The 22,360-nt window shown below is 36.8% G+C and carries 18 protein-coding genes, 2 tRNA genes and 1 pseudogene; 15 read left to right on the forward strand and 6 right to left on the reverse strand.

What is annotated here, in order from left to right; genetic code table 11:
* The first annotated feature begins 351 nt into the window (after window positions 1–351).
* The 3 genes and pseudogenes from AL022_RS01190 (at window position 352) to AL022_RS01200 (ending at window position 3,926) form a co-directional block, all read left to right on the forward strand.
* The gene (locus AL022_RS01190) at window positions 352–654 is read left to right on the forward strand and encodes an iron-sulfur cluster assembly protein (protein ID WP_014934413.1); all 303 of its coding nucleotides are present in this window, start codon (window positions 352–354) and stop codon (window positions 652–654) included.
* A gap of 57 nt (window positions 655–711) precedes the next feature.
* Window positions 712–3,150, forward strand: coding sequence for an FtsK/SpoIIIE family DNA translocase (locus tag AL022_RS01195; RefSeq protein WP_014934414.1), 2,439 nt, complete (start codon window positions 712–714; stop codon window positions 3,148–3,150).
* Window positions 3,151–3,218: 68 nt separating this feature from the next.
* A pseudogene (locus AL022_RS01200) lies at window positions 3,219–3,926 on the forward strand (IS6 family transposase).
* A 73-nt stretch (window positions 3,927–3,999) separates the two neighbouring features.
* Here AL022_RS01200 and tsaE read toward each other — a convergent pair.
* The 6 genes from tsaE to AL022_RS01230 form a co-directional block, all read right to left on the reverse strand.
* Complete coding sequence (gene tsaE, locus AL022_RS01205) at window positions 4,000–4,413, reverse strand: tRNA (adenosine(37)-N6)-threonylcarbamoyltransferase complex ATPase subunit type 1 TsaE (RefSeq protein ID WP_014934417.1); 414 nt, start codon at window positions 4,411–4,413, stop codon at window positions 4,000–4,002.
* Entirely contained in the window at window positions 4,410–6,527 is a 2,118-nt protein-coding gene (locus AL022_RS01210) for a MutS-related protein (RefSeq protein ID WP_158309908.1), read from the reverse strand. The genes tsaE and AL022_RS01210 overlap by 4 nt, the downstream gene beginning before the upstream one ends.
* A 207-nt stretch (window positions 6,528–6,734) precedes the next feature.
* Window positions 6,735–9,038 carry a type I DNA topoisomerase gene (gene topA, locus AL022_RS01215; RefSeq protein WP_014934419.1) on the reverse strand — a complete coding sequence of 768 codons (2,304 nt, stop codon included), beginning with the start codon at window positions 9,036–9,038 and terminating at the stop codon, window positions 6,735–6,737.
* Window positions 9,039–9,195: 157 nt separating this feature from the next.
* Complete coding sequence (locus AL022_RS01220) at window positions 9,196–11,817, reverse strand: BamA/OMP85 family outer membrane protein (protein ID WP_158309909.1); 2,622 nt, start codon at window positions 11,815–11,817, stop codon at window positions 9,196–9,198.
* A gap of 146 nt (window positions 11,818–11,963) precedes the next feature.
* Window positions 11,964–13,010 carry a tRNA preQ1(34) S-adenosylmethionine ribosyltransferase-isomerase QueA gene (gene queA, locus AL022_RS01225; protein ID WP_014934421.1) on the reverse strand — a complete coding sequence of 349 codons (1,047 nt, stop codon included), beginning with the start codon at window positions 13,008–13,010 and terminating at the stop codon, window positions 11,964–11,966.
* Between the two features lie 123 nt (window positions 13,011–13,133).
* Window positions 13,134–13,772, reverse strand: coding sequence for a hypothetical protein (locus AL022_RS01230; RefSeq protein ID WP_158309910.1), 639 nt, complete (start codon window positions 13,770–13,772; stop codon window positions 13,134–13,136).
* Between the two features lie 272 nt (window positions 13,773–14,044).
* Here AL022_RS01230 and AL022_RS01235 point away from each other — a divergent pair, with 272 nt between their 5' ends.
* The 12 genes from AL022_RS01235 (at window position 14,045) to AL022_RS01285 (ending at window position 22,352) form a co-directional block, all read left to right on the forward strand.
* Window positions 14,045–14,365 (forward strand): YraN family protein, encoded by a 321-nt coding sequence (locus AL022_RS01235; RefSeq protein WP_014934424.1) that lies wholly within the window; start codon window positions 14,045–14,047, stop codon window positions 14,363–14,365.
* A gap of 165 nt (window positions 14,366–14,530) precedes the next feature.
* A complete protein-coding gene (locus AL022_RS01240) occupies window positions 14,531–15,199 on the forward strand; it encodes an L-threonylcarbamoyladenylate synthase (RefSeq protein ID WP_014934425.1) in 669 nt (222 codons plus the stop codon).
* 127 nt (window positions 15,200–15,326) lie between these two features.
* Window positions 15,327–15,409: transfer RNA gene (locus AL022_RS01245), tRNA-Leu, on the forward strand.
* A 73-nt stretch (window positions 15,410–15,482) separates the two neighbouring features.
* Window positions 15,483–15,557, forward strand: a tRNA-Val gene (locus tag AL022_RS01250).
* Complete coding sequence (locus AL022_RS04640; RefSeq protein ID WP_256364578.1) at window positions 15,548–15,682, forward strand: hypothetical protein; 135 nt, start codon at window positions 15,548–15,550, stop codon at window positions 15,680–15,682. Before AL022_RS01250 ends, AL022_RS04640 begins: the two co-directional genes overlap by 10 nt.
* A 73-nt stretch (window positions 15,683–15,755) precedes the next feature.
* A complete protein-coding gene (locus tag AL022_RS01255; protein ID WP_041546054.1) occupies window positions 15,756–16,457 on the forward strand; it encodes a M23 family metallopeptidase in 702 nt (233 codons plus the stop codon).
* Window positions 16,458–16,460: 3 nt separating this feature from the next.
* Window positions 16,461–16,937: a bactofilin family protein gene (locus AL022_RS01260; protein ID WP_014934429.1), complete on the forward strand. Its 477-nt coding sequence runs from the start codon at window positions 16,461–16,463 to the stop codon at window positions 16,935–16,937.
* A gap of 2 nt (window positions 16,938–16,939) precedes the next feature.
* On the forward strand, window positions 16,940–18,148 hold the full coding sequence (gene fabV / locus AL022_RS01265) for an enoyl-ACP reductase FabV (RefSeq protein WP_014934430.1): 1,209 nt from the start codon (window positions 16,940–16,942) through the stop codon (window positions 18,146–18,148).
* A gap of 367 nt (window positions 18,149–18,515) precedes the next feature.
* Entirely contained in the window at window positions 18,516–18,971 is a 456-nt protein-coding gene (locus tag AL022_RS01270; RefSeq protein ID WP_014934431.1) for a YcgN family cysteine cluster protein, read from the forward strand.
* Between the two features lie 217 nt (window positions 18,972–19,188).
* Window positions 19,189–19,767: an adenylate kinase gene (locus AL022_RS01275; RefSeq protein ID WP_014934432.1), complete on the forward strand. Its 579-nt coding sequence runs from the start codon at window positions 19,189–19,191 to the stop codon at window positions 19,765–19,767.
* A 5-nt stretch (window positions 19,768–19,772) separates the two neighbouring features.
* Window positions 19,773–20,777 carry a GTPase ObgE gene (obgE, locus tag AL022_RS01280; protein ID WP_014934433.1) on the forward strand — a complete coding sequence of 335 codons (1,005 nt, stop codon included), beginning with the start codon at window positions 19,773–19,775 and terminating at the stop codon, window positions 20,775–20,777.
* Between the two features lie 75 nt (window positions 20,778–20,852).
* Window positions 20,853–22,352 carry a lipopolysaccharide biosynthesis protein gene (locus tag AL022_RS01285; RefSeq protein WP_014934434.1) on the forward strand — a complete coding sequence of 500 codons (1,500 nt, stop codon included), beginning with the start codon at window positions 20,853–20,855 and terminating at the stop codon, window positions 22,350–22,352.
* The last annotated feature ends 8 nt before the right edge of the window (window positions 22,353–22,360 follow it).

Genomic DNA, 22,360 nt, shown 5'->3' on the forward strand with positions numbered 1-22,360 from the left:
GACCCTCTGCGAAAGAATGTGTTCGTTACACATGGTGGCTATAAGCCATATTTTTATGAAATTTTTAAGAAAAATAGTTACAAAATCTAAACTTATCAGGTCAAAAAATGACCTAAAGACAGCATAGAAAGCATATGTTTCTTGGGTATACAAATGCATATTAAGTTTCGGAGAGGGTCTTATGATGTAGAGAGTAACAGAGGTGCTTTTGCTATTGGCTTGAGCCGGTAATTTTTTCAATCATCCCAACTAAAAATTTTATGAAGTGACCTGCTTTATATGAACCGATCGTATCTGTTTTAGAGATGATTGGTTATATTTAGAATTAATCTACTACTTAAATCAATTACTATGGTTCAAAAAGAACAAGTCATAGAAGCCATTAAACAAGTTTACGATCCAGAAATACCTGTCAATATCTATGAACTAGGGCTTATTTATGAAATTACGATTTTACCACTAAATAATATTGAAATCTTAATGACACTTACTTCTCCTAATTGTCCAGCGGCAGATATTATCCCAAGTCAAGTAGAAGAAAAAATCAAAGCCATAGAGGGCGTACATGCAGTAACCGTACATCTTACCTTTGAACCAGCTTATACAATGGATCGAATGTCTGAAGCAGCAAAATTAGAATTGGGATTTGCTTAAGTTTTCCCTATGTGATCTGTTCTACATTATATTTTTTATATTTTTTTCGTTTATTGAATGGCCCAGAATAATTATAAAATCCAACCAGATACGCCTAAAAAAAGTACCCCGTCAAAGCCACTTATACTAGATCAGCGTACTAAAATAACCGTTGGACTTCTGCTGCAGGGGATAACTATTTTTTTAGCATTTTCCTTTTTGGCTCATCTTATTCATGGCACTAAAGATCAGCATCTTATTGAATCTATTGGGAAATTAGGTCTAAAACCGTCCAATCTGGCTACTGGCAACTGGTTAGGTTTTACAGGCGCTTTTGTAAGTTATTATTGTGTCCATATATGGTGGGGCATCACTGCTTTTATTTTTTTGCCTTGCCTATTTTTAATCGGTCTAAAAATGGTTACACAAAAAATTTGTCCGAACCTTTCTTTATTAAAAGTGATGATGGCCTCCATTTTTCTGGTATTATGGTTTAATATTTTACTGGGCTATCTATATGCACTCTACCCAACTGCTGCCCTACTGGCCAATTACCTTGGAGGGATTGGCTATACACTCGGCATCTTATTTAAAAATTTATTAGGCTATGGTACTTTTATTTTTCTTGTGGTTACTTTGATCATTTTTGCTGTAGTATGTTTTAATATAACCTCTTTACCAAATATTAATTTATTCTCAAGCAAAAAAGCAAAGAATAATGCTACATGTTTGATTGATCACGAAAGTAATAGAATAGCTGATGAAACATTTAATACAGAAAATGAGGTCCCCTCTAGTAAAAAAAAAACGAGTAACATAACGACTACACATGCTACTAGAGATTTAGAAGATATAAGTGATCAAACTGGTACAAAAACTATTGCTCCACACAAAAGCAATGTAGCTTTTGAAATAGTTTCCCCTGAACCATCTCCTAAAAATCTGCCTCAAGCGCCTCCACCTGCTATTGGTTCAACTGTACCCTTAAGCGACATCCGGAGTGAAAACTACGATCCAACTTTAGATCTATCTAACTACAAATATCCTCCTTTAGATCTACTAGAACGGTATACACAAGAACAACTATCTGTTACACAAGAAGAATTGGCTATCAATAAAAATAATATTGTACAAACCCTACAGAACTTTAAGATCAATATTGCCAAAATAAAAGCCACTATTGGTCCTACTGTTACCCTTTATGAAATAGTACCCGAAGCAGGAGTCAAAATCTCCAAGATAAAAAACCTCGAAGACGATATTGCACTTAACCTGGCTGCATTAGGTATTCGGATCATTGCACCCATACCAGGAAAAGGAACGATTGGTATTGAAGTACCCAATAAAAATAGAGAAGTAGTACCCCTCCAGGAGATGGTTGGCTCTGAAAAATTTTTAAAAGGGAAGATGGACTTACCTATTGTATTGGGTAAATCGATCTCAAATGAATTGTTTATTGCAGACTTGAGCCGTATGCCGCATCTACTGATTGCCGGTGCTACAGGGCAAGGAAAATCTGTGGGGCTGAATGTACTACTCACCTCTTTGATTTATAAAAAGCATCCCTCTCAATTAAAACTGGTACTAGTAGACCCTAAAAAGGTAGAACTTTCTTTGTATAATAAATTGGAACGTCATTTTTTAGCGAAATTACCGATCAGCGAAGAACCTATTATTACAGAAACCAAAAAAGTAATCCATACCCTTAATTCTTTATGCATTGAAATGGACCATCGGTATGAACTGCTAAAGGAAGCAGGGACCCGTAATATTAAAGAATATAATCAAAAATTCATAAAAAGGATACTGAGCCCTCAAGAAGGGCATCTGTTTTTACCTTACATTGTATTGGTTATAGATGAATTCGCAGATATGATGATGACAGCAGGTAAAGAAATAGAAGTACCCATTGCTCGACTGGCCCAATTGGCACGTGCCATTGGCATACATCTTGTGTTGGCGACACAAAGACCCTCTGTAAATGTGATTACTGGTATTATCAAAGCCAACTTTCCTGTTAGGATTTCCTACAAAGTAAGTTCACGAATTGACTCTAGAACCATTTTAGACGCAAGTGGTGCAGAGCAATTAGTAGGCAATGGTGATATGTTGCTCTCTATGAATTCTGATATTATTCGATTACAAACTCCCTTTTTAGATACCGGAGAAGTGGAACGTGTTTGCAGCTATATTGGTGGACAACAAGGCTACCCATCTGCCTACCTGTTGCCTACTTATGATGAAGAAGACAAAGAAGATGGCGTGTCAGTAGATTTACAATCAACAGATCCACTATTTGAAGAGGCAGCAAGACTGATTGTCTTACATCAACAAGGAAGTACTTCTTTGATTCAACGGAAACTGAAGCTGGGCTACAACCGATCTGGAAGACTGATAGACCAATTAGAAGCTGCAGGCATTGTAGGCCCTTTCGAAGGGAGTAAAGCTCGAGAAGTTTTGGTAACAGATGAAGGCAGTTTAAATGAAATATTAGCTAGGTTACTACGCAAAGACTAAATTTGGTTCTGTCGCATTTGTTTTAAGAAGGTATTTATTTTAGTAATTTTAGTTAAAAATTTACTAAAATGTTTAGTATTACCCGTAGATTATTGCCCTATTTTAAAGGATTTTGTTCTTCACCAGAGTTAATCCTTCTATTTGTATATATGCAATGTCGTTTTTCTTTAAGCTATAGAGACTTGAAAGAGATGATGCGTATGAGAGGCGCAAAGATTGACCATTCTACTTGACAAAGGTGGGTCATTAAGTTCATGCCACTCATAGATCAAGAAGTAAGAAAACGAAAACGCCCAGTTGGTAGTAGCTGGAGGATGGATGAAACTTACGTGAAACTAAATGGTAAGTGGATTTATTTATATAGAGCAGTAGATCGTTATGGAGATACAGTTGATTTTTTTCTAAGTGAACGTAGAGACAAGTCTGCAGCTCTTTCTTTTTTTCGTAAGGCTATCAAAGATAATAACACTCCATCCAAAGTGGTAGTTGACAAAATCGGTAGTAATAAAGCTGCACTTGATGCTTTAAATACAGAAATAGATCAAGATCACAAGATTCAAATATTTCAAAATAAATACTTGAACAATAGAGTTGAACAAGATCATAGGTTTATCACAAAACGGATAAAACCTATGTTGGGATTTAAAAGTTTCCATTCAGCTAACATTACCATTACAGGAATAGAAAATATTAGAATCATTCAAAAAGGACAATTAATCCGAGCTAAAAAACAGGTATCTACTTTTGAGAACTTTGCTAAACTTATGGCCGCATAATATCCAAAATTCAAGACAAGGGAGACAACTATACAAAATTAAATACAGATGCGACAGAGCCGAACATCAGCTACTATATATGACAAATCAGATTTCTACTTGTCGGCGTTTTTACTTCTATTGTAATCAAGAAATAATGTAAAGGTAAAATCGATTCAATTTTCGAAGGCCATTCTATAAAACAATAGCAACCAGAAGCAAAATAACTTTCAAAATCTAGTGCAATTGCATCATTAACATTATCCAACCTGTAGCAATCAAAGTGATAAATAGGAATATGATCTACTGTTTCATATTCATTAATAATTGAAAAAGTTGGACTGTTGACCGTATGAACCGTTTGTAGCGCCTTACAAAGTTCCTTAATTAGGGTGGTTTTACCAGAACCTATAGGACCTTCTAGTAACCATATTCTGTGGTTAGCTGCATAAGTTAGCAATTGATAAGCTGTGTGTGGTAGCTCTTTCCAAACACTTTTTAAGATCATCTGTGGTTGCTACATTTTACTCTTTTTTTATCTTTCCCTTGAAAGTATTTTAACAAAGGCCACTTTTGAGTGTTTTGAACAATATCCTCTGCTTGTTTCAATAGTGCTGGATCATATCCTTCCTGTTCAAGTATTTTCAAAGCAATGGATTGGTCTGCCTCACCTGGTACAACTTTATAAGTATAGTGTAATTTTTGATCTGGCTTTTTATCTATAAAAACTTTAAAATTTCTAATACCCCTGTCTTTAAATGTATCGGCTAGATGCATTAAAATTGGATAATGTGTAGAAACAATATGAAGCGCATTAGTATATTTGGCCATACCAGCCAATATACTATAAGCTGCAGCACTGGCTTCAACTGGGTTGGTACGGGCAAAAGGTTCATCAGAAATAGTAAAAATAAATTCATTGGGTTTGGCGTTTTCCAGCATATTCATATACCGATGCATGCGTTCTACTTCTACCATAAAGAGAGAAGCACCACAGGCTATATCGTCCTTGAGTTCTATAAAGGTGTTGATCTTATCAAAAGGAGTAATAATAGCACTTTTAGCCGCTGCAATCCCAAAGGTTTGGCTGAGTAGTAAATTACTTGCTACACCAGAAATAAAAGAAGATTTTCCACCTGCATTCGGTCCACAAAGGATCATATTACGAGTCTTATGGACATCCATTTCTATAGTATTATCTACAACCGTTTCAGGATTCAACATTGGATACCACATTCCATCTAACATTATACATGGAGTAGTTTGTTGTGAACGATCTAAGAACTTAGTGAAAGTGTAACAGTGTGTTGGAAAGGTTTGTTTTGCTTCTTTTACTAAAGTAGCCATACCCATAAAGCCATCTAACTGACCTAATGCATACATAGCAGGTTTTAAGCAATCTTTATGTTCTATGAACAAATTGTATGTAGCGAGTAGCTTACCACTATTTCCATGAATATAGGACCAATTATTAAGTTTCATATCCAGCAAGTTGCTTATTAAAATGCCTATTTCACTCGCTTCTTTACGTTTCGCCAATAGGGTCCTTATCGCACTTAAGGATGGACCATAATTGGCTTCTAATGGTTGATTGGCTGCTACAATGTTACTGATCTGTTGGATGGTTTGCATAAAAATTTGTACATCCCGCATACGGTTGGCTAGGCTGCGAAAAACAGCACTATACTCTTTATAACTTTTTATGCCACAATAACCGCGCCATACAGCTGCCGTGTGCGTAGCCGCTACACCTAGAAAAGGTAAAAGAGATGGCTGGCCATTGGTATCCTTATAATGCTCTATAACAGATCTGATGGAAATAATGGGTACAAATAAGGGAAAGGCAGAATAGCTACTGCTTCTATCGCCTGGCATCCAACCTCCTTTTGAAATAGACGTCATCCAGTGTGTAGCTTCACACAAAAACAGGCCTAATACCGGAAGCGCGACAAATTCTCCATATATGTCTAAAACGTTTCTAAAAAAAATCCGGGTATTAAGCTTGCGAGCTATTTTATTTGCAGCAGGATTAGGTGATAGGAACCGCTGATGCATATAATTTCTATATGCATGGGTATAAAGTGGATCTGTATGGGTCCATAAAGAAATGAAACGTTGTTCTACCGTTTGGTAGCATGCCAAAGCTTGTTTTAAATTTGCCAAAGAAGTGGGATCTTCTAATAATAGTTGCAAGGTTTGTTGACGGTTGGTTAGTGTCGTAATATCACTGGTTGGCGTTACCAAAAGTGTAGCCAATGCACACTCACCTAGTACAGTAGTGGTACGATTAATGCGCGACAGGAAGTGGTACGCTAGATTATTAGGTCTTCCACAAAAAAGCATTAAATCTGTCCATGCATTATTGTTCAATATACTACCACTTTCTGTCGGAATATTAACATCAATATTATCAAATATCGTACGTAATACGACTTTGCGTTGGGTGCTTTCAGCCAATTTTATACTATCCGTTTGTAAAATGTTTTTCTCCTTTGTTTTTGAAGGTACTAAAGTAGAAGAAGCAGGAAGAATAGTAAAAGACCTTAGGTAATGATGTGCAATTTTTGCAGTAGTTGACCCATAGGTTACCTGTGGATCAGCCCATACGCAATCACTACGCATGCAATGCAATAATAAGGTAAAACAAAATATAATGATGGTATTACGGTTGTTATTGTGGCTCATAATGGGTAAAAAAATAAAAATTACTTTTGAATTTATTACAGACAAATTTCTTCCCTCTTTTACTACATGTAATTTACATATAAAGTTTTATGGATTAAAAAATCCAGTCACTGTTTTATACAATAAGCAAGTAATAGCAATTTTTTATTTATTTTTTGATTTTAAATTGCTTTCCATAATATTCAAACATTTTTCTAAGCTAAGCGACTTAGGATCTGTAATATCTTTAGGAATACGGGTATGTTTTTTATCATTTTTAATATAAGCGCCCCATCTTCCATTTAAAATTTGTATAGTTGGATCTTCAGGAAAAGTTTTGATTAATTTTTCAGCATCTGCTTTCCGTTTGGCTTCAATAATCGCTATTGCATTTTGTTCATCCATGGTAAATGGATCATCTGTTTTTGGTATAGAATAAAAAAGCGAACCATGTTTAATGTATGGGCCAAATCGGCCTATATTGATCATGAGCGGGAGGGTTTCAAAGGTCCCTACTAGGCGTGGTAGTTTAAACAGTTCTAAGGCCTCTTCTAGGGTAATTGTTTCCATACGCTGATTGGCTTGTAGTCCTGCAAAACGAGGTGCTTCCTCACGACCATCTTCTTCAATGCCTAACTGAACCAATGGACCATACTTACCCAATCGGACTATTAACGAAGCATTGGTTGCTGGATCTTTTCCCAAAAGCCTCGTATAGTTTACCATAGTTCGGTCTATACCCGCAGTAGCTTGCACTTTAGGATAAAAACCATTGTAAAATTCTCTTAGCATTTGATTCCAGATCTTCGTACCTTGTGCAATCTTATCTAACTCCTTCTCTACATGTGCAGTGAAATTATAATCTGTTACATCAGAAAAGTGTTTAACTAAAAAGTCATTGACGACAGCAGCCATATCCGTTGGGAAAAGCTTTTGCTTCTCTGCACGAACAATTTCAGTTAATGTTTCTCTACGAATCAGCTTATTTTGTAGCGTCAATAACCTATAAGCACGTGGAAAGCCTTCACGAGATTCCAACTTAATATACCCTCTTTTTTGAATAGTCGCAATAATAGGAGCATAAGTAGATGGACGCCCGATTTCTTTTTCTTCTAGATCTCTTACCAAAGTAGCCTCCGTATAGCGAGCGGGCGGATTACTGAACCGTTCTCTAGCCAATATTTTTTCCAGAAGGAGTTCTTGACCTATATGGAGCGGTGGCAACATCCCTTTACAATCTTCTGCTTCATCCACTTCATCGCGTACATATGCTTTTAAAAAGCCTTCAAATTTTAATACTTCTCCCGTTGCGATTAGTGGCTGTTCTACTGTAGAAATTTGAACCGTTGCTATTGTTTTTTCTATTTGTGCATCGGCCATTTGAGAAGCGATGGCTCTACGCCAAATCAGTTCGTAGAGCCGCTGTTCGTCTTTATGGCTACTGGCTACTTGTAATGAAAAATCAGTAGGTCGTATCGCTTCATGCGCCTCTTGTGCAGTAGATGATTTAGTAGTATAGGCTCTAGCCTGAAAGTAATCAACCCCATAGATCGTTGAAACCGTTTCCGACATACTTTGTATAGCTTCCTTGGACAGATTAACCGAATCTGTTCTCATATAGGAAATTTTACCGGTTTCATAGAGCTGCTGAGCAAGTACCATAGTACGGTTTACAGAATAGCCAAGTTTTCTACTAGCCTCTTGTTGTAATGTAGAAGTAATAAAAGGGGGAGAAGGGGACCGTTTTAATGCTTTTGTATCCAATGCTTTAATAGAAAAAATGGCTTCTTGGCATTCTTCTAAAAAGGCAAAGGCTTCTTCTGCTGTTTTAAATTTCTTTGTACCATCTGCCTTTAACAACTGTCCCGTTGGTAAAATAAAAAAAGCCGATATGGCAAAATGGGCGGTTGAAACGAAACGATCAATAGCTCTCTCTCGCTCTACGACCATCCTTACCGCAACAGATTGTACACGGCCTGCAGAAAGACCTGGTTTGATCTTTTTCCATAATAAAGGAGATAGATCATAGCCTACAAGTCTGTCTAAAACACGTCTGGCCTGTTGCGAATCTACCAAAGCTGAGTCAATGGCACGTGGCTGCTTCAATGCGTTCAAAACAGCCATTTTAGTAATTTCTCTAAAAACAATGCGTTGCACCTGATTATCTTTTAACCCAAGCGTCTCTTTTAAATGCCACGAAATAGACTCTCCTTCTCGATCGTCGTCACTAGCTAGATAAACACAATCAGAACCAGTAGCCAGTTTTTTAAGATGTTGTACCACTCTTTCCTTGCCAGGACTGATTTCGTAACTAGGCAAAAATCCTTGCTGAATGTTAATGGCATTATTGCCTTTAATAAGATCTCTAATATGACCATTAGACGAGGCTACTTGATAGTTACTGCCTAAATAACGTTCTAATGTTTTGGCTTTTGCAGGTGACTCAACAATAACTAAATTTTTTGCCATAGCAAAGTTTGTTGTAATAAAATCGTATGTTACAATGACATTATATAATATAATGATTATAGATCTATATAATATAAAACTTTACACAAATACTAATTTGTACAAAGCAGAGCATGGCTTTCTGATTATTAGTATAGTGAATAACAAATTATACTAACTAACGGATACTAGGTGCAAGGATGAAATGATATTCAAAAGAATTTTTAGCACTCCGTATATCTTTTACAGGATCCAATCTATAACCAAAATCCAAGCCAAGCATTGGTATAAGCGGTATAGGCAAGATAAGACGTATGCCACCACCTATAGATTTTTTCATATTATATAGATTGAAATCTTTATAGTTTAACCAACTATCGCCTATTTCTACAAATCCCAATAGATAGCAACAAATAGGTGACAAAGCAATTGGGTAACGCAACTCTGAAACAAGCTTATTGAATAAAACGCCCCCTTTTATCTTTGTTGTATAGTCTTCTGGTGTAAGACTCTCATCTGGATAACCACGTAACGTAACAAAATTAGTACCCAATAATTTTGTTGGCGTACTTGATGTACCGCCCAAATAAAATCGCTCAAAAGGTCCTATTTCTTTGCTAGACAAACTGTGCAAAAATCCAACATGGCCACGAAAATGTAAGACACAATTACCAAACAACCGTTTAAAGTAATATCCATCCATTATAAATTTTACAAATTCTTTAACCCGTGGCATAGCTGTTGCTACAGAGGGCGTATAACCCAACAAAGTATAGGGAGGTGTTAAGGTTAGAAAGTTAGACCAAGAAGCTCCACTAGTAGGATAGTTTGGATTATTGATACTAGAATACTGCCAAGCAAAATCTAATGTAAAATCATGTACGAAACCTGATCTTTTTGTCTGATCTTGTAATAATGGATAGGATGCATACCTATGGTAGTGGTAGTCCACTCCCCAATGGATTTCCCAATATTTAGCAAACCTTTTACCAAGGCCTACTCGGCCACCAATTGAGGAAATTGTAGATTTTTTATTTTGTTTTCCAACTGGGAATATATTTAAGTCTACCCAATCGTCCAATGCATGATTCCCACCATACGGAGCGTTTTGAAACGCACTATTGAAACTTATAGAAAATATATAAGGGTGGGATTTTAACCAAAGCCAAGGTTCTTGAAAAGAAAAGGTGAAATTTTTATAATCTTTACCATTTATCTGAGCGGTTAAATGCAACTCCTGCGCACCACCTATGGGTATTTTTCCTCTAAAGAGGTTTTTTAAAGAAACATTATTAGAACCAAGCTCAAGGCCGGCCATAATACCCTGACCACCACTGCAATTGAGTTTAATATCAAACTGGGGCTGTTCTTCTACTGAATAGATAAGGTCTACTGTATTTTTTATTTGGTTTGGCTGTATATCTGGATTTAATTTTTCATGCTTAAATAATCTTAACATGGCCAAGTTGCGTATGGAAGCTCGAACAAGTCCTTCGTTGTATTTTTCTCCAGGTAAGGTCAGTAGTTCACGGCGAATAACGTAATCATGGGTTAATGTATTCCCTATAATATCTACTTGACGAATGGTAAACTGTTTACCTTCTTGAATTCTAATTTCTAGATCTACGTGATTGCCTTCTAGACTGGTTTCAACAACTTCTGCACAGAAATTAAAATATCCATTATTGGCATATAAATCACGAATGGTTGGGGCTGTAATACCAGGGGTAAATCGGCTGGTAATATAGAGTGGATCATAGACTCTTCCTTCTTGCAGGTTTAACCACTTATCTAGTACTTGATCACTATAAACATAATTACCTACCCATTTGATATGACGAATGGTATATTGCTTTCCTTCATTAATTTTTAAATAAATATTTAACTTTCCACCCCTAGAAGGTTTCAAACGCTCTGCTGCAATATGTACGTCTCTAAATCCTTTTGACTGATAAAAAAGGATCAAATTTTCTTTAGCTTTTAAATATTTTTCTTCTGTGAAAACAGAAGGGAAAAAAGAAATATGACTAAACAAATAACGCTTCACTTCATCTATCGTCTTAGGCAACTGCAACAGTACACCGCCTTTGCGAATCGGTGCAAGGGTAATGCTTTTTTTTAAAATATCCTGGACCAGTGTAAAATGGGGTGCTTCTTTTAACGCTTTAAGATTATAAAGTAAGAGATCGGTATCTAAATGGTTGTTTCCTTCGAGCGTGATCTTATGAACTATACTTTTTTTACCTTTATGTATCTTAATTTTTAAGGTAATTTTTTGATCCATTGTTTGCGAAGGAATCAATTCTGTAGAGAGCTGCACATCCCTGAAACCTTTTTCTAAAAAAATTTTTTTAATCTTAGCAATCGTTTTCTGAAGAAAAAGTGGAGACAATGCAACATGCTTATCTATGGGAACCTCTTCCAGCAAGGCTTTTCGGTCTTTTTTTGTTAACCCTTCTAACAGATAGTTGACCAACTGAGGATGTTCTTCTACACGAATAACAAAAGTTGCTAAATGATTAATCTGATCCACGTCAGATAAATAGATCGCAACAGACTTGATACCATCATGTTTGGCAATTTTTCGAATAGAACGACGAATTTGTTCAGAAGATGAATCAATTATTACGCCCTTTTGTAAACCAGAAAGTGTAATCAATACGTCAGTATCTACCAAAAGATTGCCTTTTACCTGAATGTTGCGTACGGTGTAACCAGTTGTATCAAGGGTGGGCTGTGCCCATCCTATATGTAGGTAGCACAGGATAAATAAGCCGCACAACCGCTTAATTTTTTTCATATTTGTAGCAATCATTAGCATAATAAATAGAATAAATGTTCTGTTTTTCGTTGAAGATTTAAAAAATAGAGCTTACCAAGCGACAACTTTTTCTGAATATAGGAAATTATTAATGGTATGGCATACTAAAATGCGCTATATTATAATTATATAATCAACATAGAATCGCCATATAGAAAAAATCGATAGCCTTCTTTGATTGCTTCAGCATACGCATTTAAAATTAATTCCTCTCCTCCAAAAGCAGCTACACTGACCAAAGAAATAGAAGAAGGAAGATGAAAGGTAGTTAATAATGCACTGCAAACTTTAAAGGAATAAGAAGGTAAAATAAATTTATTCGTCCAGTCACTGGCCGGTTTTATTTGACAAGCAACTGAAACAGAAGACTCCATAGCTCTTAATACTGAAGTCCCCACGGCACAAACTTTTTTTTGATGCTGCAAGCTGTGGTTTACCACCGTTGCTGTTTCTGGGGTGATCGTAAAACGCTCAGAAGAGGCCCTTACCTTGGTTAGATCTTCCATATCAATGGTACTAAGTTCACCTAAACCAATGTGCAATGTAACCGGCACAACAGAAATATTTTGTAAAGCTAAATATTTCAATAGATAAGGGGTAAAATGCAATCCAGCAGCTGGCAATACGATACTACCTATATTTTGGGCAAATATAGTCTGATAATAGGCTCTATCTTCTGGCTCCGAAGAACGTCCTATTTGAGGAGGTAAAGGCATATGGCCAATTTGATTGACCAGTGCATAAAATTCTTCTTCTGTGCGGTCAAATAACAATTTAAGGGTACGACCTCTTGAAGTCGTATTATCTATAATTTCAGCCACCAACTCACCATTGCCAAAATAAATTTTATTCCCTATGCGAATTTTGCGTGCTGGCTCTACAATGGTATCCCATAAACCATGCTCATCATTTAATTTTCGTAATAAAAGTACTTCTACTTCTGCATTTGTTTTTTCTTTACAACCATAAAGCTTACAAGGTAACACTTTAGAATCATTGACCACCAAGGTGTCCCCTTCACTAAAATAAGTAGGCAGATCTTTAAAGGTTTTATGCTCTATTTTGCCACTATTTTTGTGTACAACCATTAAACGGGCCTCTTCCTTTCCCTCGATTGGATACTGTGCAATGCTATGCGCTGGCAGCTCAAACTTAAAATTTGATAGTTTCATAGTATGTATATAATTTAAAAAAGTTATAGGCCTTTTGTAGGCTGCTTTGGACAAATGCGCCTAGTTGTCCATTAACGATCATTATCTATGCTTTAGCTATTTAACTATACTTAGCAGATATGATTAAAATAAAAAGCAAAAATCAACGCAAACAAAGTTATTATGAAGATAGGTTGAACCATCATTTGAATCTTCTCTATACATCACACCAGATACATCCCAACAATAACTTAATCCTACAACAAGGCTATTGGTCAAACTAAAATCATACTTTACGCCACTACCTAAAAGGATAAAACAGCCTAAAGGCCGTTGGGTCAAAAAAGCAGCTTTACCTGAATGGTATGGTGCAGTGGATCTTCTAGGTAGATGTATAGAGGGTATGAGACCTAGCTTACAATAGATGCTGGTATCAATCATTACCTCACTAGTATAAAATCTACATAGAAAAGGTACCCACAGATAACGTACGGAATAAGCCTCATGTATAGAGGGTGCCGATGCACTAGCCGCACGAGTCCATTCCATATGGCTTAAAGCATAGGAAATACCTACACTAAGCCTAACGTACTCCTGTAGCAAAAAGTGATAGGCACCACCAAAATGGAGCCTTATGGGGTTCCCTTTGGTACAAAGGGGTGGTTTCATTCGACTATACACCCTATTAATAGCGCAAGAAGGGGAACATTCAGCACTAAAACGACCGGGTAATGCTATGGCACTACTAAGACCCATTGAAAAATACAAAGCTAAAATTACCATCCTCCTCATAGGGGACTAAATTACAGCTATTTTATGGTAAAAATAAATTTATATTTATTTAATTATATTAAGTTTTTACTTTCCACTTCTTAATTATAGTCTATCTGCCTGGAATGGGCTACTAGAAAGAGCACTCCAAATTATAAACAAAGTCCGACCAGATCATCGAATAATAAGGTCATACCTTAAGCGTCTTTAAGCAAACTATTTTCTATATTTATTTAGAGCATACATAATCTCTGTATAGCATACCAACTATTGATTTATAGCCTATGCCCACAAAAAATATGGCACAAGCCTTTGGTCAATACGCAGAAATAGTTGCTGCAGATTACTTAGTAAAAAAAGGCTTTAAAATACTGGCGCAAAACTTTCGTTACAAACGCTTTGAAATAGATCTTATTGTTAAAAAAGACGAATTGATTGTTTTTGTTGAGGTAAAAGCACGTAAGAATAATTTATTCGGCCATCCAGAAGATTTTGTTAACCGAAAAAAAATGCGTGCCCTACGCTTGGCTGCGACACACTACTTACGTACCCAAAATAACCAACAGGCCATACGTTTTGATATTATAGCGGTACTAGGTAGTTAAGAACAAATTACCGAGATTGTACATTTGGAAGATGGATTTTATTGAACTTCTATTAAAAAATTTTTTTGAAACCAAAGACATTTTTGTACTACATTTTATTTATTTGTTTGTAACATATAACTGCCGGATGGCTGACTAGACACTTTATAGCTTATTATTATTTTAATGACTTCATTTGTATCTTTAACGAGTCAAACAGATCAAGCGCTGTCATCGGCTGCTCCATGGCGATCTGCTGCCCAATATGCTGCAACATTATTACATAAAGGAGGCATCATTGCGCTACCCACCGATACGGTTTATGGCTTGGCTTGCTTGGCGCAAAATAAGCAAGCGTTAAAAAGATTATTTCAAATCAAAGAACGTGCAAACGATAACCCGATTGCCCTTTGTGTAGGAACTATTCAAGAGATCGCTAAATATGGTAAAGTAAACCTAAAGATTATACCTATACTAGGTAATTTACTTCCTGGACCGGTTACGCTGCTTTTTGAAGCATGGCCATCTATAGATCAAGATGGAATCGCTAACAGCCATTTAGTAGGCATTCGCATGCCAAATCACCCATTTATTATGCAAGTTGCCCAACTTTGTAATGGAGCGATTGCATTAACCAGTGCCAATAAAAGTAAAGAGCCAAGCTGTCTAAACGTACAAGAATTTAAGCCACTTTGGTGCGATTTAGATGCAGTTTTTGATGGAGGTAGATTGGGTACCATAGATCCGATGAGATTAGGTTCTACCATTTTAGACCTCTCTATTAAAGCATCTTTTAAAATTATAAGAAATGGATGTGCATTGAATGATGTAAAAAAAACTCTATCCATCCTTTAGCCATTTAATGATAATGGCTATCCAGTAGCCCAACGCATTCAGTCAATATTTGGCAAATATCTTATTATATACTAAATTAGTTTGGTTTATCTGGTTGCCAGGTGCAATGTATAAAACGGCTATTTTTGCGCATGTGGTGAAAATAGGTATACACGCCATCTTGAGGGGGTGGTGCTTTCGGGCATGGGGGTTCGAGTCCCCCTTTGCGCACAAAAAAATTAAAATTAAGCAGGTAAAGCCTAACCCTTCACGGGCTCTAATCTGGTTTTACAGGCGTCATTAGGGGTGGTTAGCTCAGATGGTTTAGAGCATTCCGTTGACATCGGAAAGGTCGTTGGTTCAAATCCAATGCCACCCACAACAGGTAAAATATGCCAAGCAACTGCTATTTCGATTGAAAAGCCCCTTTCATTAAGTGCTAAATATTTAAATAAATTGACCATTGCGTACCCAAAAAAGATTTCTAGATTATTTCGAAAATAGATATCAACTGATTATTCGAAATGTTGAAAATTTTGCGGAGTATATAACGCCTTCTTTCAGCTACGCAACCTTGATGACCATATTTTTATCATGGTTATGTATAAGTTTTGGTCTGAGCCTATGGCTGGCTAAAACTGTTTTAGCTAGGTGGATGAACCCCATCTATATAGAAACAGAAAATCAAAAAAAAATACTTTCCTTAGCGACTACAGTAGAAGCCTTAGAGCAACAAATTAGTAGTCAAACTGCATTTATTTCGACGCTCCAAAAGATCATTCAAGTAAAATCTAAATCTTCACTCCCTTTGTCATCTCGTACTACTATTCCAAAATCAATAGAAGAAGATGTTAAAGTGGTCTCATCTGTAGCGGTATCTACCAACCAAGAAAATACTATTCAGAATAGATCTCTTTTATTGGTTCCCCCTATTAATGGAATGATTACGAAAAAATTTCATAGAGCAGGTAACCATTATGGGGTTGATATTGTCGCAAAAGAAAAAGATCCTATTAAAGCCATATCAACTGGTATTGTGATTTTTTCCGATTGGTCCGTGGATACGGGATGGGTTATCGTCATTCAGCATTACAATAACGTTGTTTCAATCTGTAAGCATTGTGCCATTTTATTTAAAAAAGTTGGTAACTTGGTCAGAGCAGGTGATGTAGTGGCGCTTATGGGTAATTCTGGAGAAATCTCCACGGGGCCCCATCTACATTTTGAGCTTTGGAGCGAAGGTGTTGCATTAAATCCAGAAGACTATATTAATACCTAAAAAATGTTCAATAACAAAATAAAACAGACAAACCCTGTAGCGATTAGTAACATTATAGGGCAGGGTTCGCATTTAGAAGGAAATATACACACTACAGGTAATTTGCGCATAGAGGGTAAGGTAACGGGTGGTATCAAGGCAAAAGCAAAAGTCGTTTTGAGCCATACTGCTCAGATAGAAGGCAATATTGTAGCACAAAATGCTGAAATCGGTGGGGAGGTAAAAGGAAGCATAGAAGTTATAGAGTTACTTGTACTCAAATCAACTGCAATGGTATGGGGTGATATCATTACTAGCAAACTAGTTTTTGAAGAAGGGGCTTGTTTTGATGGAAAATGTAAAATGGGCAAGGAGCATAAGGTTCCCCCTCGCTCCGCTGCTGCTGAAGCGAGTCTATCTTCTAAAACAGTTGAATATATGGGAAAACACCCAGAAAAGTTACAATCACCTAACCCTTCTAATCCATCTATAAAAAAATAAATATGCATATAGAGCCAAAAATACGAGGATACATATGCACTACGGCTCATCCGGCAGGCTGTATCCAAAATGTACAGCAACAAATCCAATATGTATCCAATCAGCCTTCCATTGCATCAGGTCCTAAAAAAGTATTGATTATAGGTGCCTCTACGGGTTATGGGTTAGCCAGTAGAATAGTAGCGGCTTTTGGTGCCAAAGCGCAAACTATAGGTGTTTTTCTTGAGCGATCAGCCGATGACAAGCGTACTGCCTCTGCTGGTTGGTACCATACAGCGGCTTTTGAGCAAGCTGCACACCAAGCGGGAATTTATGCTAAAAGTATTAATGGTGACGCTTTTTCAGATGCCATAAAACAAGAAACCATTGCTTTAATCAAAGAGGATTGGGGTGGTGAAGTAGATTTGGTAATCTATAGCCTAGCTTCTCCGCGCCGTACCCATCCCCAAACGGGTATGTCTTTTAAATCCTGTTTAAAACCTATTGGAGAGCCTTATCGCAACCAAACGGTGGATATAATAAGTGGCCATCTCTCAGATGTTTGTATTGAGCCTGCAACGCCCAAAGAAGTGGCAGATACGGTTGCAGTAATGGGAGGTGAAGACTGGATGATGTGGATAGAAGCTTTATTCGCGGAAAAGTTATTGGCTAAAGGGGTACAAACAATGGCTTATTCTTACATAGGCCCTAAGCTAACCCATCGAATCTATTTAAAAGGAACGATTGGAATGGCAAAAAAAGATTTGGTAGCAACGAGCAAAATACTACAACACCGGCTCCGTCCTATAGATGGGCAGGCTGTCATTGCTGTGAGTAAAGCAGTGATGACACAAGCGAGTGCAGCTATACCGGTAGTACCGCTTTATATTTCATTGCTCTACAAAATTATGAAAGAGAAAGCACTACACGAGGGGTGTATAGAACAAATGTACAGGTTATATGCTGATCGCTTGTATAGAACAGATCGGACACTATTGGTAGATGCGCAAGGGCTGATTCGTATAGATGATTGGGAGATGCGGAAAGATGTGCAACAAGCAGTTGCTGCACTTTGGTCAAAGATAGACGAAGGAAATCTAACTACTGTTACGGACTGGGTAGGATGCCGCCATGAATTTTATAAGCTATTTGGTTTTGAAGTAGAAGGGGTTGATTACAGCCTACCTCAGACGGCAGCGCTTCCCATACCTTCTTTAAAGTTACCTATATAAATTTTGAGCATTGTAAAGGATGGTCAGGTGGGTGTACGCACGCTATCCACTTTTACTTCTACTTAAGACCAAGAAAATCCATTGCTTACTACACCGGTAACCCCTACAATATTGTTTCCTGCTGCTTGAATATTTTTAGCCTGTCTTTTGTATTTATTTTACTGATTTACAGAAAATTAAATAATTTATTTCACCTGTTTTTTTAGTAAAAAAACAGATGTTTTAGTGCCTATTATTAAGTCTTTATAAAATAATAACATGACAACTTATTTAAGTTATATAAAAGTTTTCTTTATACAACTGTGTATAGATAAATTTTTATATCTGATTAACAATTAATATTTAAATTAATTTTATACTACATGCAATGAATACAACCCATGAAAAAGACCAATTTTGGCTTAGTACACCATTAGAGGAAATGACTCCAGCGCAATGGGAGTCTTTATGTGATGGATGTGGTAAATGTTGCTTGCTTAAAATACAAGAAGCAGAAACGCAACAGGTGCGTACTACAAAGATTTGTTGTCGGCTACTTAATACCCGCACTTGCCAATGTTCCAACTACCAAGAACGATTTCGCTATGTAGATGATTGTATCAAATTAAATCCTACAAATGTAAAGACCATTACTTGGCTACCCAAAAGTTGTGCCTATCGCCTTGTTAAACAAAAAAAAGCATTACCTGATTGGCATCCTTTAATGACCAAAGATCTACAATCTACAATCAAAAGTGGCCATTCGGTTAAAAGCTTTGTGGTACATCCCGCATTGGTCAATAAACCATTGATAAACTATTTATTAGAAGAAACCATCCACTAATATCGGTTCTGTTACCTTTATTTGGCTATGCGACGTTTGTTTTAAAGAAAGTAAGACCGTTTTTATAGCATACGCGTCAAGTTAAGGATAAAACACGCATAAGCATTATTAAATTGTTCTATCCAACGTTTTTATATGTAGAACTTTTAAGCACTACGTGCCATTATTCTTAATTTTATATTAAATTTCACATTTTAAAATCCATCGTTACCTATTTATGTTAAATATTATTCTAGTGGGCCCTCCTGGGTCTGGAAAGGGCACACAAGCTGAACGGATGATTCAAAAATATGGCTTTATATCGATCGCTTTAGGCGCTTTGTTGCGCCAACAAATAGCAGAAAATGGAGCCAACAAATCACGCATTGAGGCGTATATTAATAATGGTCAATTGGTACCAGATGATATATCTTTTCAAATCATAAGAGAACTTATAGAAACAAAACCTTCCGATGAATCCTTATTACTTGATGGTTTTCCAAGAACGATTGTACAGGCAACTTTCTTAGATAATTGTTTGGTATCATACCATGCTAAAATAGATGGCGTAATTCTTTTAGATGTACCCAATGTGCACTTATTAAAAAGGCTTAGAGAACGGGCAACCATTGAAGCAAGGCCTGATGACCAAGATGATGATAAAATTAAAGCACGTATGCACATATACCAACAGAAGACCCTACCTATGCTCAACTATTATCAACACCAAAACAAATTATATCGTGTAGATGGAACGCAAGCTATAGACGAAGTGACTAAAGCGATTGAAACCATTATAGATCGGCTCAAGCTATAACCACTATGTCATCACCAAATTTTATTGATCATGTAAAGCTTTACCTACGCGCTGGAAAGGGGGGAGCCGGGTTGATCCATTTTATACGTGCTAAGTTTGTTCCAAAAGGCGGACCAGATGGAGGAGATGGTGGTAGAGGCGGGCATATCATTTTACGTGGTGCGAAACAATATGGTACTTTGCTCCATCTTAAATATCGAAAACATATTATTGCTGCCAATGGGGAGGTAGGTGGCGATAGCTGTAAAACTGGTGCAAGTGGAAAAGATGTAATCATAGATGTTCCATTAGGAACAGTAGCTAAAAGCGCAGATAATGAAGAGGTATTTCTGGAAGTGCTAGAGGACAAAAAAAAATATATTTTAATGCAAGGGGGAAAAGGTGGTTGGGGCAACACCCGTTTCAAAACCCCTACTCATCAAACACCTCGTATAGCTTATCCAGGCACACCAGGTATGGAAAGCTGGATGGTATTGGAATTAAAATTATTGGCAGATGTCGGTCTAGTAGGTCTACCAAATGCAGGTAAGTCTACGTTGCTTTCGGTTGTATCAGCAGCCAAGCCCCGCATTGACAGCTATCCGTTTACTACTTTAGTGCCCAACCTTGGTGTGGTGGCCTACCGAGACCAGCAATCTTTTGTCATGGCAGATATCCCAGGGATTATAGAGGGCGCAGCTGGAGGCAGGGGATTAGGCACCCGTTTTCTACGCCATATTGAGCGCAATGCAGTTTTACTATTTATGGTCAGCGCAGAATCTAATTCTATCAATAGCGGTTATAACATGTTGCTGAGCGAACTGGAAGCGCATAATCCTTTGTTATTAGATAAACCAAGGTTATTGGTTGTGTCAAAAGTAGACTTACTAAGCCAAACGGCACGTAAAGTCTTGTTACAAAATTTGCCTAAGGGAATCACATGCTGTTTTATTTCCGCTGCTACGGGGGAGGGTATTATTGATCTTAAAGACCTAATCTGGGAAAAACTTTCTATATCAGCGGTACAATAGCCGACAAAATTTTTAGATGCCCTCAACTCAAAAAAGGGGGGCTTATTCACTAGGAAAATATATCTAACAGCTAAGATGCATCACACGGTAAAAACACTAGGTAAAGAAACCATTATATATAGCATAAGCAATATTATAGTGCGCGGATGTTCGTATCTGGTTTTACTACTTCAAACCAATCTACTAACCCCAAGTGCCTACAGCATTATTACAGAGTTCTATGGTAGTTACATTGCCTTGGGCCATGTCATCTACGATTTAGCCATGGATGTAACCTATTTAAGGTTTGTACATAGATTGGGCAAATCCTATACTTTTAATGCAGTTATAACCATATTACTTGTTACGAGTTTTATTTTTTCAATCCTACTGATTGTATTTATACCACAAATTGCAAAGCTAACCAATCACTTAGTCCATATACGGTACTTTTATTATATGACTGGGATACTTATACTAGATACGCTACTGATGATTCCCTTAGCAAGGCTACGTGTAGAAAAAAAGACTTTTGAATTCTTGTTGGTAAAATTTTTGCAATCTTTTGCTCATATTATTTTTTCTTTTGTATTGCTTTATTGTCCTATATGTTTAAACAGTATAGCCTATTGGATAAGTAATGGTTTGCATATACAGATAGCCTTAAATGAACTAGATGCTGTTTTTATAGCCAATTTATTGTCTAGCGTAACTGCTTTAGCCCTTTTATTCGCTCAATTTCAAGGATTCTATTGGGTTTGGCATGGCCATACAATGGCAATGATAGGTCGTTATGCCACAACTTCTTTTTTTACCATTCTATTTTTCAAAGTTAATGAAACCTTACCACTCTTATGTTTTCGAAAATTAGTTCCCAACAATTTTTACACTACCCATACAAAAGAGGAAATATTAGGTAACTTTGGTACCTCTTGTAAGCTGACGGTATGTATTACACTAGGGATTCAAGCTTTTAAATATGCTGCAGAACCATTCTTTTTTGCCAACTCAGATCGAAAAGAGGCACCAAGGTTATATAGCCAAACGATGTATGTATTTATACTAGTATCCTGCTTTTGCCTATTGCTGCTGAGTATAAATGTAGATTGGATCGCAAAAATACTCATCCCCAACGCAAGGTATCGTTATACCATTGACACTGTACCCTACTTAGCATTTGTCTATATTCTTTTAGGCATCTATTACAACTTGAGTACTGCTTTTAAACTGAGTAATCATACCCAATACAATACCTGGATCAGTGCATGGGGCAGTCTAGTGATTGGACTTACTGCCTTTCTGATGATACCAAGATTTGGCCATTGGGGCTGTGTATATGCCTCCATGAGTGGTGCGGTGGCTATGGGTTTATTGGGTTATTATATGGGTCAAAGATGCTATCCAATACCTTATCCTAAACAGGGATTCTTAATACTCTTATTTACCTTTTTAGTATTTCGAAAGATTCCTTTATGGCGTACCCAATTAGCTTTTTTAGGGATAGGATGGTCCTATATATGTCTCCATACAACGATTTTAATCCTTTTTTCTATTTTAGCGGTTATATGGAAAAAGTCTACTAAGCTTAAAAAATAGGGCTATAT

Origin of the sequence: Cardinium endosymbiont cEper1 of Encarsia pergandiella (assembly GCF_000304455.1) — a bacterium.
Taxonomy (GTDB): domain Bacteria; phylum Bacteroidota; class Bacteroidia; order Cytophagales; family Amoebophilaceae; genus Cardinium.

Coding starts and splice junctions, on each gene's coding strand:
- AL022_RS01240 (WP_014934425.1), top strand. CDS start 14,531: ATGACTTCATTTGTATCTTTAACGAGTCAAACAGATCAAGCGCTGTCA.
- queA (WP_014934421.1), bottom strand. CDS start 13,010: ATGAAACTATCAAATTTTAAGTTTGAGCTGCCAGCGCATAGCATTGCA.
- obgE (WP_014934433.1), top strand. CDS start 19,773: ATGTCATCACCAAATTTTATTGATCATGTAAAGCTTTACCTACGCGCT.
- AL022_RS04640 (WP_256364578.1), top strand. CDS start 15,548: ATGCCACCCACAACAGGTAAAATATGCCAAGCAACTGCTATTTCGATT.
- AL022_RS01285 (WP_014934434.1), top strand. CDS start 20,853: ATGCATCACACGGTAAAAACACTAGGTAAAGAAACCATTATATATAGC.
- topA (WP_014934419.1), bottom strand. CDS start 9,038: ATGGCAAAAAATTTAGTTATTGTTGAGTCACCTGCAAAAGCCAAAACA.
- AL022_RS01275 (WP_014934432.1), top strand. CDS start 19,189: ATGTTAAATATTATTCTAGTGGGCCCTCCTGGGTCTGGAAAGGGCACA.
- tsaE (WP_014934417.1), bottom strand. CDS start 4,413: ATGATCTTAAAAAGTGTTTGGAAAGAGCTACCACACACAGCTTATCAA.
- AL022_RS01260 (WP_014934429.1), top strand. CDS start 16,461: ATGTTCAATAACAAAATAAAACAGACAAACCCTGTAGCGATTAGTAAC.
- AL022_RS01220 (WP_158309909.1), bottom strand. CDS start 11,817: ATGAAAAAAATTAAGCGGTTGTGCGGCTTATTTATCCTGTGCTACCTA.
- AL022_RS01235 (WP_014934424.1), top strand. CDS start 14,045: ATGCCCACAAAAAATATGGCACAAGCCTTTGGTCAATACGCAGAAATA.
- AL022_RS01255 (WP_041546054.1), top strand. CDS start 15,756: ATGACCATATTTTTATCATGGTTATGTATAAGTTTTGGTCTGAGCCTA.
- AL022_RS01190 (WP_014934413.1), top strand. CDS start 352: ATGGTTCAAAAAGAACAAGTCATAGAAGCCATTAAACAAGTTTACGAT.
- AL022_RS01230 (WP_158309910.1), bottom strand. CDS start 13,772: ATGGTAATTTTAGCTTTGTATTTTTCAATGGGTCTTAGTAGTGCCATA.
- AL022_RS01195 (WP_014934414.1), top strand. CDS start 712: ATGGCCCAGAATAATTATAAAATCCAACCAGATACGCCTAAAAAAAGT.
- AL022_RS01210 (WP_158309908.1), bottom strand. CDS start 6,527: ATGCGTAGTGATTGCGTATGGGCTGATCCACAGGTAACCTATGGGTCA.
- fabV (WP_014934430.1), top strand. CDS start 16,940: ATGCATATAGAGCCAAAAATACGAGGATACATATGCACTACGGCTCAT.
- AL022_RS01270 (WP_014934431.1), top strand. CDS start 18,516: ATGAATACAACCCATGAAAAAGACCAATTTTGGCTTAGTACACCATTA.